At 53.6% G+C, this 12,239-nt stretch carries 10 protein-coding genes; 7 read left to right on the top strand and 3 right to left on the bottom strand.

Annotated features, from left to right (window positions below; translation table 11 throughout):
* The first annotated feature begins 22 nt into the window (after positions 1-22).
* The gene (locus tag NQ495_RS01115; protein WP_009134829.1) at positions 23-898 is read left to right on the top strand and encodes a phosphodiester glycosidase family protein; all 876 of its coding nucleotides are present in this window, start codon (positions 23-25) and stop codon (positions 896-898) included.
* A 101-nt stretch (positions 899-999) separates the two neighbouring features.
* On the opposite strand, the gene NQ495_RS01110 is transcribed toward NQ495_RS01115, so the two are convergent.
* A complete protein-coding gene (locus tag NQ495_RS01110) occupies positions 1,000-2,235 on the bottom strand; it encodes a YeiH family protein (RefSeq protein ID WP_009134830.1) in 1,236 nt (411 codons plus the stop codon).
* Between the two features lie 220 nt (positions 2,236-2,455).
* Between NQ495_RS01110 and NQ495_RS01105 the strand changes: the two genes are divergently transcribed.
* Complete coding sequence (locus NQ495_RS01105) at positions 2,456-3,697, top strand: metallophosphoesterase (RefSeq protein ID WP_009134831.1); 1,242 nt, start codon at positions 2,456-2,458, stop codon at positions 3,695-3,697.
* On the opposite strand, the gene NQ495_RS01100 is transcribed toward NQ495_RS01105, so the two are convergent.
* On the bottom strand, positions 3,663-3,980 hold the full coding sequence (locus NQ495_RS01100; protein ID WP_009134832.1) for a DMT family transporter: 318 nt from the start codon (positions 3,978-3,980) through the stop codon (positions 3,663-3,665). The two genes, NQ495_RS01105 and NQ495_RS01100, sit on opposite strands and share 35 nt — an antisense overlap.
* Positions 3,981-4,078: 98 nt before the next feature.
* Here NQ495_RS01100 and NQ495_RS01095 point away from each other — a divergent pair, with 98 nt between their 5' ends.
* The 5 genes from NQ495_RS01095 to NQ495_RS01075 all read left to right on the top strand — a co-directional run bounded on the left by NQ495_RS01095 (position 4,079) and on the right by NQ495_RS01075 (position 11,477).
* On the top strand, positions 4,079-5,332 hold the full coding sequence (locus NQ495_RS01095) for a dicarboxylate/amino acid:cation symporter (protein ID WP_009134833.1): 1,254 nt from the start codon (positions 4,079-4,081) through the stop codon (positions 5,330-5,332).
* An 81-nt stretch (positions 5,333-5,413) separates the two neighbouring features.
* Positions 5,414-5,851, top strand: coding sequence for a DUF6769 family protein (locus tag NQ495_RS01090; RefSeq protein ID WP_009134834.1), 438 nt, complete (start codon positions 5,414-5,416; stop codon positions 5,849-5,851).
* Positions 5,852-5,958: 107 nt separating this feature from the next.
* Complete coding sequence (locus tag NQ495_RS01085) at positions 5,959-7,200, top strand: efflux RND transporter periplasmic adaptor subunit (RefSeq protein ID WP_009134835.1); 1,242 nt, start codon at positions 5,959-5,961, stop codon at positions 7,198-7,200.
* Positions 7,201-7,212: 12 nt separating this feature from the next.
* The gene (locus NQ495_RS01080; RefSeq protein WP_009134836.1) at positions 7,213-10,302 is read left to right on the top strand and encodes an efflux RND transporter permease subunit; all 3,090 of its coding nucleotides are present in this window, start codon (positions 7,213-7,215) and stop codon (positions 10,300-10,302) included.
* Entirely contained in the window at positions 10,299-11,477 is a 1,179-nt protein-coding gene (locus NQ495_RS01075) for a TolC family protein (RefSeq protein WP_009134837.1), read from the top strand. The genes NQ495_RS01080 and NQ495_RS01075 overlap by 4 nt, the downstream gene beginning before the upstream one ends.
* A gap of 57 nt (positions 11,478-11,534) precedes the next feature.
* Here the strand turns inward: NQ495_RS01075 and NQ495_RS01070 are convergent, their stop codons facing one another.
* Complete coding sequence (locus tag NQ495_RS01070) at positions 11,535-12,092, bottom strand: hypothetical protein (RefSeq protein WP_009134838.1); 558 nt, start codon at positions 12,090-12,092, stop codon at positions 11,535-11,537.
* Between the last annotated feature and the right edge of the window lie 147 nt (positions 12,093-12,239).

Here is a 12,239-nt window from a genome sequence, read left to right as displayed (position 1 = left end):
CGTTTACCTAAAACTCAACGTTATGAAACCGACTCACGCTTGCGCTTCCCGGTTCCGGCATATCGGACTGTTATTGTGCAGTTTAACAGTCATTGAAACCTTACAGGCACAAACTCCGGAAGATTCGATTGCCTTAACCGGTGCGGCATGGAAGACGGTTGAAACAGACAATGGCCTGACGATCAAAAGTGTAGACCTGAGGTTGTTCGACTCCGACCAGCAAATCTATTGCGTGGAATTCAACCCGCAGTTGCACCGCCTGCAGCTCAAACAGGGGGAGAAGCGCGAGACGGTCAAACGGCTCGGTAAAAAGGAGGCTAACGCGGAGGTGGCGGTCAACGGCGGTTATTTTATCACGAAAACCAAACAGGCGATTGCCAACGATTTCACCAAAATCGACGGCGTTATCCTGACCGCCGGAGGCGGGTGGGGCAATGGTGCAATCGCTCTGGATAGTGCAGGAAGACTGCATTTCATCAAAAACCTGCCCGGTGTGGCTGCCGCCGATTCGCTCTGGCATACGCCCTATCCGAACGTGATGGGGGCCGGCCCGATGCTGATGTACGACAACGTTCAATTGATCCCGCTGAATTACGGCGATACCAAACGCCATCCGCGCACGGTGATCGGCATTCGCCCTGACGGTACCATTATATTGATGGTCGTGGACGGACGACAGGAAGGAGCGGACGGCATGTCTCCGGCCGAACTGGCATGGAGTTGCCGCATGCTGGACATGAGTTCGGCACTGAATCTGGACGGAGGCGGATCTTCGGCACTTTGGTCACGCAAGCACAGAGTCATCAACCGGCCTTCGGATAAAGTGGCTTTTATCCGCATTCCGCGTAAAGTGGGAAATGCCGTGCTAGTCGTTCCGGCAAACAGCGCAACGAATTGATAAAACAAGCGGAAATTCAACGGACGAGCGGAACGGAATCAAGGATCTGAAACGGAATCAGCACCCCGAAGCCATTGATATTGCGATCGACATTACGTTTCCTACACCGCCAGCCAGCCGAACAGCAACCACGCGACAATGAGCGTCACAACGATATTAAAGCACTGGGCGATCAGGAACGTAGCGATATAGCGCCGGTTTTCGGCCTTGAAAATATAACGGAAATCGGTTTCCAACCCGATGCAGACGAAAGCGACGGAGAACATCACCTCACGCAAGCCCTTGGCCAGAGAGCCGAGGGCTTTTGCCTGCCCCATATCGAAGCAGGTACTGAAAATTAGTGACGCCAGCATAAATCCTACGACGAATTTAGGGAAACGATCCCACAAGACACGGGGAGTGGGTTTCAGTTCTGTATTCGAAGTGCCCCGCACCGACCAATAGATCGAAATAATAAACGCAGCCACGCCCAGCAGGACATTCTGCGACGACTTGATAATGACGCTGTAAGTTTCTGCCGTTTCACCCAAAAACTTGCCGGCCGCAACCACGGCTCCGGTCGTATCGATAGTCCCGCCGAGCCACGCGCCCGCCACCTCCTGCGACAAACCCATCAACTTGGCCAGATAGGGCATCAGGTACATCATCGGAATAGCCACGATCAGCACGATCGACACGACGAACGACAGTTTTTTACTGTCTCCCTTGATCGCCCCGCAGGTGGCGATGGCAGCCGACACGCCGCAGATCGACACCGCACTCGACAGCATAACGCCCATCTCTTCGTCCACTTTCATTTTGCGGGCCAGCCAAAAGGTAAAATACCACACGCTGAACACGACGACGATGCCCTGCAGAATACCAAAAAATCCGGCTTCCAAAATCTCACCGAACAGCACCGACGTACCCAGCAGCACCAGCCCGATCTTGATGTAGTATTCACTGCGGACTGCGGGCGAAAGCCACGCGGGCAATCCCACGGTATTGCGGATCAGCAATCCGAGGGCCACTGAAAAGAAAACCGACTCGAATCCGGTGCGTTTGATCGCAGGGATACCCGAAAGCAACATACACAGGACTGACAGGACAAAAATCGCAACGAAAGCCGGAAGAAAACCCTTCAATCGTTCACCCAGCAACCGGACACCCAATGCGGAAACCAACAGGGCGACCACCAGCAGTCCGAGGATGGAGAGCCATGCTCCCACTGTATTCAGTTCCTTGGGAAACACGGGAATCAGTCCCGGAAGGACGATCACTGTCACGACAAGCAACAATCCCATCAGTGTAGCAATCCAGTCCTCGTTCTGGAACTGCCGGAAAAACGACTTACTCATATCCTGGTTTAAGCTTTGAATTAACAACCTGATTCATATCGTCGATGGACAAAACGAAATACCCCGCGAAAATAATAAAACCTGTCAAGGAAGCCACACAAGGGGTACTAAACGGGTAGAAAATACGTTTTTATGCGTACAGCAGCATCGGCACTTCCACGTACTTCAAGGATTTGTCGTATTTTTGCAGAGCTGTCGAATACCTAGTTTACGTTGCCCCATGATTAAAATCTTTATTCTCCTGCTCGCTCTGATCTCCATCCTGCAAGATCTGCTGATCCGGCACCGTCTGAAAAAAGCTTTTCCGGAACGGCCCTGGATACACCGGATTTATCTGGCTTCGTTCCTTCTCCTCGACACACTGATCGTCATCGCCCTGACCTGCTACCGGATGGCGCCCGATGCAGCCTCGCCCCGCTACGTACAGATCATCCTGTGGGTTATCGCCATCTTTATGATGTCGATCGTCCCGAAATTGATATACCTGCTCTTTTCCTTGCTTGATTACCCGGCCAGCCGGGTGAAAAAACGGCGCGTGCATTGGTTTTCCGCTGCCGGACTGATCGTCGGGCTGTACTGCCTCGGCGTCATGATTTACGGGGCCACGCGCGGGCGCAATCATATCGAAGTCAAAGAGATCACGATCACGTCGGATAAACTGCCTGCTGCTTTCGACGGGTACCGAATCGTGATGTTTTCCGACCTGCATACGGGCAACTACGGACCGCACAACACGCTGATCAGGCATATGACCGAAAAGATCAACGCCCTGGAAGCCGACCTGGTAGTCAACGGTGGAGACGTCGTAAACACGAACGCCCGTGAACTGAGCGGCAAAGACATGGCCGCCCTCGCATCGATCCGCAACCGCGACGGGATCTATTCGGTTTTCGGCAACCACGATCTCGGATTCTACATGCGGGAACGCGCCGGTTTCGGCCCAGTCGAAAGCGTTAAATTATTGGAAGAAAAACAAGCCAGGATGGGATGGCACCTGCTGAACAACCAATCGGTAGCAATCCGACGGGGTGCGGACAGCATCACGGTCTCGGGAGTCAACTATCCGCGGGACGGTTTTCACAACGGACACGAGACCGGACTGGGAGGCTGCGATCTGGAGGCCACTTACCGCAACGTACCGGACAGCGCATTCAACATCCTGATCTCGCATACGCCCCAGAACTGGGATGCGGTCCGCGCGACAGGCAAAGCCGACCTTACGCTGTCGGGCCATGTCCACGCGATGCAGATGAAAATCCATGTCGGCAAGTGGGTCTGGTCCCCCGCCCAATGGATGTACCCGCGCTGGAGCGGACTGTACACGGAAGGCGACAAGCACCTCTACATCAACGATGGGATGGGATATGTGATCTATCCGATGCGCATCGGGACCTATCCCGAACTAACGCTCATCACACTGCGCAGCGCTAGTGCGCAATTTTCAGACCGATCACCCCGATAACGATCAGTCCGGCGGAGAAAAGACGCCAGAATCCGGCCGAATCACCGAACAGAAAAATTCCGACCAGCAGTGTCCCCACAGCACCGATCCCGGTCCACACCACATAAGCGGTGCCGATCGGGATGCTTCTTTGTGCGATATAGAGCAGGAACATGCTCAGCGCCATCGATACGACAGCCAGCAGGATCCCCCAGACCTTGACCTGCATGGTTTCCGAGAGTTTCAATCCCAGCGCCCAACCCATCTCGAACAGGCCGCCTAAAATCAGATAAATCCAAGCCATAACGTTAAATTATCGGCAAATGCCACAGAGAGGGCGAAGATAGCATTTTTCATTGGGAAAATTTATTTATATTTACGCTCAAATTTAAAAACCGCCTAATGAAACGACGCTTCAAAGTCGGACTGTTGCTGAAAATCGTCATCGCAATCGTTCTCGGCTTAACCTTTTCGACCTTCCTTCCGACGCCCGGCGTTCGCATTTTCGTCACCATCAACTCCATCTTCAGCAATTTCCTGAGCTTCTCCATTCCGCTGATTATTGTCGGCCTGGTGGCTCCGGGTATTGCCGACCTCGGATCCGGGGCGGGTAAACTGTTGGGCATTACGGCACTCGTCGCATATATCTCGACACTGTTTGCGGGTTTTTTCTCCTATTTCACCTGTCTGGCGACCTTCCCGTACCTGCTGCCGGGCGGCGGGGTACACGAGGTTTCAGCCGCCGGTACCGCCGCCGTGGAAGCGACCAACCCGCTGGCATCGATCACCAGTGCGACGATCCCTCCGTTTTTTACGATCGACATGCCGCCGTTTATGGACGTCGTTTCCGCATTGGTCTTCTCTTTCATTTTAGGCTTGGGGTTGGCCGCGCTACCGGGACGTACGTTCAAGGATGCGCTCAATGAATTCGGGGAAGTGATCAACCTGCTGATCGGCAAAGTGATCGTACCGCTGCTACCGCTTTACATCTTCGGAATTTTCCTGAAAATGGGCGCCGAAGGACAGGCTGTGCAGGTAATGTCGCTGTTCCTGAAGGTGATCATCATCATCTTCGTCATGCACATCGCACTGCTGCTGATCCAGTATGCCATTGCCGGAGCGATCGCCAAGCGTAATCCGCTCAAGCTGCTGCGCATCATGCTGCCGGCCTATGCCACGGCTCTCGGTACGCAATCGTCCGCCGCTACCATTCCCGTATCGCTCCAACAAACGATCAAAATGGGTGTACATCCCGATCTGGCAGGTTTCGTGGTACCGCTTTGCGCAACGATCCATCTCTCGGGCAGCATCCTGAAAATCGTCGCCTGTGCATTGGCGATCATGTGGATGACACCCGACACATTCCCGATCACATTCGAATTGTATGCAGGCTTTATCTTCATGCTCGGCATCGCGATGGTAGCCGCTCCCGGCGTCCCGGGCGGAGCGATCATGGCGGCACTCGGACTGCTCGCATCGATTTTGGGTTTCAACGCCGAATTGCAGGCCCTGATGATTGCACTCTACATCACGATGGACAGCTTCGGCACCGCCGGCAATGTGACGGGCGGGGGAGCCATCGCCGTGATCATGGACAAGATTTACCGCAATATGTTGAAAAAAGGCGATGCCGAAACACCTAAAATCGCAGCCTAAAATATTTTACGGCGAATAACCGTTTATAAAATAACATCGACCTGCCGATAAACTGAACGTTCAAAAAGGAGTATCAACACAATGAGGCAAACAGGCATCCGCATCATCCTGCTCTGTACCGGCATACTCATGCTGGTATTGTCGGTGTTGCCTCACCACCACCACTGCGACGGTTCGATCCGGTTTTCGGTTGTAGAGCAATGCACCGAATGCCAGCAGGCGCCGGTTACCGCTTCGCACCATCATCCCGAAACGGACAATGACTGCGACCTGCGCCAGCTGTTCGTCATGTCGGGCCGTAACGACAGCGACCACCAGTTCTGCCTAGGCCATACGCATGACCTGCAACCGGCCGACGCTTTCGTTTTCACGCTTTTCTATTACGTATATCCTGATCTTTCACTATTACTCAGTGGCCACGGCAGCCCGGTAGATTACCGGCCGTTCGTTGCCGCTTTACACGGAGCCGAATCCCAAGGCCCCGCAGCCCTCCGCGCCCCTCCTGCATTCATCGCTTAAGCGCCGTTACAACCGAGTGTTGTACACGCGCCCGACGGGAAGTTGTACAATTTTGCACAGCTTCACCGGAGTAATTGTATAAGTCCCATTTACAATCGAAACAAGCGATGAACAAAATATTGATAGCATTAATCTCCGTCGCGCTCGTTACGGGCTGCACCGGAAAGCAAACTCCAAAGGACACGCACGACCATGAGGCGCACGAAGCGTGTCAATCTCACGACGATCACGACCATGCGGCAGAGGGACATAACCACGAAGCCGAAGGTCACGACCATGAAAGGGAGAACCTCGATCATCAACACGAAGGTAAGGCCGGACATCCCGCCGGAGAAATCGTCTTCACCAAAGAACAAGCTGCAGAAACGGATTTCGCACTTCACAAAGTCGAACCGACCACATTCTATGAAGTTATTCCGGCCAGCGGACAAATCTTAGCCGCACAGGGAGACGAAGCGACCGTAGTCGCCACCGTCAGCGGAGTCGTATCGTTCTCTTCGAAAAAACTGTCCGAAGGCGCTTCGGTAAGCCGAGGCGAAAATCTTTTCTATATTTCGTCGAAGAATATCGCCGAAGGCGACTACACGGCCCGCACCCGAGCCGCCTTCGCACAGGCAAAAGCAGCTTACGAGAGGGCGGAGGAGCTCGTCAAAGACAAAATTATTTCGCAGTCCGAATACGAACAGGCCAAACTCAATTACCAAAACGCTAAAACGGCGCAGGAGGCCGTAGCGAACAAGACTACAGCGAAAGGCACGGGCGTAGGGGCGCCTATCGGTGGCTTTATCAAAAACATAGCTGTCAGCGAAGGGCAATTCGTCGAAGTCGGGCAGCTGCTGGCCACTATTTCGCAAAACCGCAGGCTGAAGCTCAAAGCCGAAGTTTCGCAACGCTATCACGGTGCACTACCGACCATCTCGAGTGCGAACTTCAAAACCTCATACGACGACAAAACCTATTCGCTCAAAGATCTGGGCGGACGGCTCGTGTCGGTCGGGAAAGCTTCGGACGGCGCATCGGCCTACATTCCTGTCACGTTCGAATTCGACAACAAAGGCGGGATCGTCTCGGGATCGTTCGTCGAGGTATTCCTGATCTCATCACCCAAACCGAACACGCTGACCGTTCCGGTCACGGCGCTGATCGAAGAACAGGGCAATTACTCGGTTTTCGTCCAGATCGACGAGGATGGATATCGCAAACAGGAAGTAAAACTGGGTGCCAGCGACGGAAAAAACATACAAATTCTTGCGGGCCTCGAACCGGGCGACAACGTCGTCAGCCGCGGAGCTTACCGAGTCAAGATGGCTTCGTTCTCGGGTGCCATTCCCCACGGACACCAGCACTAAACCGACACCGCCATGCTGAATAAAATAATCGACTTCTCATTACACAACCGATTGTTGGTAATGATTATGGGCGTATTGCTGCTCTTCGTGGGCGCATATACGGCCCGGCAGATGGAGGTGGATGTATTTCCCGACCTTAACGCCCCGACTGTGGTCGTGATGACCGAGGCGCCGGGTATGGCTTCCGAGGAGGTCGAGCGCACGGTGACTTTTCCGATTGAAACCGCCGTGAACGGAGCTACCGACGTACGCAGGGTGCGTTCATCGTCTACGACCGGATTTTCGGTCGTATGGGTGGAATTCGACTGGGGAACGGACATCTACAAAGCGCGCCAGATCGTCTCGGAAAAATTGGCCGCCGTCAACGCCACGCTACCCGACAACGTTGGGAATCCGACCCTCGGACCGCAGTCGTCGATCCTGGGCGAGCTGATGATCGTCGGCCTTACCTCGGACAGCACTTCACTGCAAGAGCTGCGAACCATCGCAGACTGGAACATCCGTCCGCGGCTGCTCTCCACCGGCGGCGTGGCGCAAGTCACCGTCATCGGCGGCGAAATCCGGGAATACCAGATTCTGCTCGACCCGATCCGCATGAAAAACTTCAACGTCTCGCTCGACGAGGTGATGAACGTCGTGAACGACCTGAGCCGCAACTCGAACGGAGGTGTGCTGAACCAGTACGGCAACGAATACATCATCCGGGGCATGCTTTCGACCACTTCGGCCGACGACATGGGAAAAGCCGTCGTTAAAACGGCAGGCGGCAACCCGATCCTGCTCGAGCATGTAGCCAACGTACGCACCGGGGCCAAAACCCCGAAAATGGGCGTTGCTTCCGAGCGTGGCAAACCGGCCGTCCTGATGACCGTCACCAAGCAACCCAGCACGAACTCACTGGAACTGACCGAACGGCTCGACAAAGCGATCGCCGAGATCCAGACACAGCTTCCGGCGGACATCCACTTGTCGACCGACAGTTTCCGTCAGGCCCGCTTTATCGAAGGATCGATCGACAACATCCGGAAAGCCCTGTTCGAAGGGGCGTTTTTTGTCGTGGTGGTATTGTTCTTCTTCCTGATGAACGTACGCACGACAGTCATCTCGCTGGTAGCACTGCCGCTCTCGTTGCTCGTATCGATTCTCGCGCTCAAACTGATGGGCTTTACCATCAACACGATGAGTCTCGGTGGTATGGCCATTGCCATCGGATCGCTGGTGGACGATGCGATCATCGACGTGGAGAACGTCTTCAAACGGCTCAAGGAGAATTTCCGGCTCCCGAAAGCCGAACGGCGTCCATCGCTGAACGTCGTATACGACGCATCAACCGAAATACGCACCTCGATCGTACATGCCACGATCATCACCATCGTCGCGTTCATTCCGCTCTTTTTCCTCAGCGGGATGGAAGGACGGATGCTTCGACCGTTGGGCATTTCGTTCATCGTAGCCCTTTTTGCATCGATGATCGTAGCGGTCACACTGACCCCCGTCATGTGCAGTTACCTGCTTACCGGAGACAAGGTGCTGCGTAAAAGCGAAAAAGAGCCGTTCCTGGCGCGCTGGCTGAAAAAGATTTACCGTCCGGCACTGGAATGGGTACTCGGCCACAAACGGGCCGTACTCGGCAGCACGGTAGGGCTGTTCGTCGTTTCGCTGATTATTTTCTTCAGCCTGGGACGCAGCTTCCTGCCCCCGTTCAACGAGGGGTCATTTACGATCAATGTCGCCACGATGCCCGGCATTTCTCTCGAAGAGTCCGATAAAGTGGGGCGCAACGTGGAAGAGATATTGTTGACCGTGCCTGAAATCCAGACGGTCGTACGCAAGACAGGCCGCGCCGAACTGGACGAACACGCGCTCGGCGTGAATGTGTCGGAGCTGGAAGCTCCATATATCCTGGCCAAGCGGTCAAAAGACGAATTTACGGCCGACGTGCGCCGAAAACTGAGCGTCCTGCACGGCGTAAATATCGAATTGGGACAACCGATTTCTCACCGTATCGACGCAATGCTCTCGGGTACGAAGGCCAATATTGCGATCAAACTTTTCGGCCCCGACCTGAATGAACTCTTCACGCTCGGCAACCGGATCAAAGGAGCCGTTTCCGGGGTGGAAGGCATCGCCGACCTGAATGTCGAGCAACAGGTAGAGCGCCCGCAGTTGCAGATCAAACCCAAGCGTGAAATGCTGGCGCGTTACGGCATCACACTGCCGGAATTTTCGGAATTCATCGAAGTGGCGCTGGCCGGCAGGGTAGTGTCCCAAGTGTACGACCAGGGACGTTCGTTCGACGTCACGGTCAAGATGAATGACAACAGCCGCAGTGAAATGGAGCGGATCGGAAATCTCACCATCGATGCAAACGGCCAGAAAATCCCGCTGAATTACATAGCTGAACTGGTTTCTTCATCGGGCCCCAATACCATCAACCGTGAAAACGCCCAACGCAAGATAGTCATTTCCGCGAACGTGGCCGGACGCGACCTGCGCGGAGTGGTGAACGACATCCAGAAGATCGTGAAAAACGACGTGCCGCTACCGGAAGGTTACCACATCGAATACGGCGGGCAGTTCGAGAGCGAACAGGCGGCTTCGCGCATTTTGCTCTTCACGTCGCTCATCTCGCTGCTGGTAATATTCCTGTTGCTGTTCCAGGAGTTCAAAAAGGTATCGATGGCCGGCATCATCATGCTCAACCTGCCGCTGGCGCTAATCGGCGGAATCTTCAGCCTGTGGATCACATCCGGTGAGATCAGTATTCCGGCCATTATCGGTTTCATTTCGCTGCTGGGTATCGCCACGCGAAACGGCATACTGCTTGTATCCCATTACAACCACCTGCGGGGTGAAGGAATGTCACTCCGTGAAAGCATCGTGCAGGGATCGCTCGACCGGCTGAATCCAATCCTGATGACCGCACTGAGCTCGGCCCTCGCACTCATTCCGCTGGCCCTGGGCGGTAACCTGGCCGGCAACGAAATTCAGAGCCCTTTGGCCAAAGTAATTCTCGGCGGCCTGCTCAGTTCGACACTGCTCAACGGGTTTATCATTCCGACCGTCTATCTGATTATCAACCGTAAACAAGAACAGGTATGAAACGTACGATCCTAATCATAACCGCGTGCCTCGCGAGCTTCGGTCCCCTGCGGGCGCAGGAGAGCATCGACGAAGTGCTGTTGCTCGTAGAACAGGCATCAAAAGAGTTGCAGGCCCAGCGCAAGCTGACCGAAGCCCAAAAACTCGAAGCCAAAACCGGTAACTCGCTGGAGAATCCGTCGGTAGAGTTCGAGAACCTTTGGCGCCGGCCGGTTCCGGGCAACAACTCCGAATTGACCGTCACGCAGCCGTTTGATTTTCCGGGAGCTTATGCAGCCCGTAATAAAATCGCGAAACTCAAAGCCTCTCTGTACGACAGCGAAGGTGCCGAGTTCCGCCAGCAATTACTGTTGCAGGCCAAAGAGCTCTGTATCGAAATCATCTACCTGCGGCAACAGCAGATTTTGCTCGGCGAACGACTGTCCAACGCACAACGCCTCTCGTCTGTATATAAACAAAAACTGGAGACCGGAGCCGCCAATATTTTGGAAACAAACAAGATCAGTGTTGAATTGATCGCAGCACAAACTGCAGCGAACCTGAATGCCACAACGTTAAAAGCCCGGCTGCAACAACTCTCGAACCTCGCAGGTGGAGAGCCGGTCAATTTCACAGCCACGGACTATCCGGCGGAATCGGAACTCCCCGAATATGCCACGCTCGAAACGCTCTACATGGAACAGAGCCCGGAATTGCAACGTTTGGCGGACGAGCACAGCGTCAACCTGAAAACGATTACGCTGAACAAGGCGCTCGCACTGCCCAAATTCGAAGTAGGGTACCGGCACAATTACGGACTCGAAGGACGCTTCAACGGTTTACTCGTCGGCATGTCGATCCCGATGTTCGAAAATAAAAATAAGGTGAAAGCCGCCCGGGCGCAAAGCTACTTTTCCGACACGAAGCTGCAAAGCGCTAAACTGAACAGCGTTACGATTCTGAAGCAACTTTACGAACAGGCGCAAACCCTTCGCCAGTCGGCGGAATCCCTACAGGCAGTGCTCCGTAACCAGAATAACATCGAGTTACTGAACAAGGCCCTGGACGCAGGACAAATTTCCGTAATCGAATACTTCACAGAGGTAAGTACGCTGTATCAAAGCCGCGAGACGCTGCTGCAACTGGAGAAGGATTACCGCACCGCTACAGCCCAGATCTACCGCTACGAGCTGTAACTTCGCGATTCCCTATTATTCCAAAAAGAAGGCCGGAATTCCGGCCTTCTTTTGTTTTTAATCAAATTTACCGTTGTTTGCAGGAATATGGAAATAAGGAGACGTAACGACCAAACAAAGCGTATCACAACCGTCTCCGCCGCCACCACCACCCGGGTTGATCGGAAAAGGTGGATCAGGATCCTCATAAGGTAAGCCGGTTACTGTCCACTCAATATGATACAGATCTGGAACGTCCGGCCTTATTTTCAAACTGTTTACGTCTACATAAGAGTGAGAGGTTGCGCTACCGTTCAACACTTCAGAATAGGCATTTCCACTATATCCCAGCATAGTTATAAGAGTAGCAGAACCATACGTCGTACCTGAACCTCCGCCAAAATCAATATTGATGTTATGGACGGTGATATAGACATCGAGATAGAGAGGAATTGCAGGATTCAGACTGACATGGGCTTGCACCGTACCTCCTCCGGCATTGATTTGCAACAAACCCGCCACCCGCTGAACCGATTTGGTTGAAGACTGAATCAGGCCAGGTTCCGTCAAAAGATCTGATTGTGAACAGCCGTAAGCCATCGCTATACAAACTGCCAATAACAATAATTTTTTCATACGTTTGAGGGTTTAATGGTTGGTACGAAAATCGCCGCAAAAATCACACCATTAAATATTTGATTATCAACAATATATTAATAAATATATTTATTAATATACCTCTATTTTACATTCCGGTCCCACGGAAAAAGACTTCCCGCATCA

It is taken from the genome of Alistipes indistinctus YIT 12060 (assembly GCF_025144995.1).
Lineage (GTDB): Bacteria > Bacteroidota > Bacteroidia > Bacteroidales > Rikenellaceae > Alistipes_A > Alistipes_A indistinctus.
Note: the sequence above shows the minus strand (reverse complement) of the source record. Positions and strands in the feature narration are given on the sequence as shown.

Coding starts and splice junctions, on each gene's coding strand:
- NQ495_RS01115 (WP_009134829.1), top strand. CDS start 23: ATGAAACCGACTCACGCTTGCGCTTCCCGGTTCCGGCATATCGGACTG.
- NQ495_RS01110 (WP_009134830.1), bottom strand. CDS start 2,235: ATGAGTAAGTCGTTTTTCCGGCAGTTCCAGAACGAGGACTGGATTGCT.
- NQ495_RS01105 (WP_009134831.1), top strand. CDS start 2,456: ATGATTAAAATCTTTATTCTCCTGCTCGCTCTGATCTCCATCCTGCAA.
- NQ495_RS01100 (WP_009134832.1), bottom strand. CDS start 3,980: ATGGCTTGGATTTATCTGATTTTAGGCGGCCTGTTCGAGATGGGTTGG.
- NQ495_RS01095 (WP_009134833.1), top strand. CDS start 4,079: ATGAAACGACGCTTCAAAGTCGGACTGTTGCTGAAAATCGTCATCGCA.
- NQ495_RS01090 (WP_009134834.1), top strand. CDS start 5,414: ATGAGGCAAACAGGCATCCGCATCATCCTGCTCTGTACCGGCATACTC.
- NQ495_RS01085 (WP_009134835.1), top strand. CDS start 5,959: ATGAACAAAATATTGATAGCATTAATCTCCGTCGCGCTCGTTACGGGC.
- NQ495_RS01080 (WP_009134836.1), top strand. CDS start 7,213: ATGCTGAATAAAATAATCGACTTCTCATTACACAACCGATTGTTGGTA.
- NQ495_RS01075 (WP_009134837.1), top strand. CDS start 10,299: ATGAAACGTACGATCCTAATCATAACCGCGTGCCTCGCGAGCTTCGGT.
- NQ495_RS01070 (WP_009134838.1), bottom strand. CDS start 12,092: ATGAAAAAATTATTGTTATTGGCAGTTTGTATAGCGATGGCTTACGGC.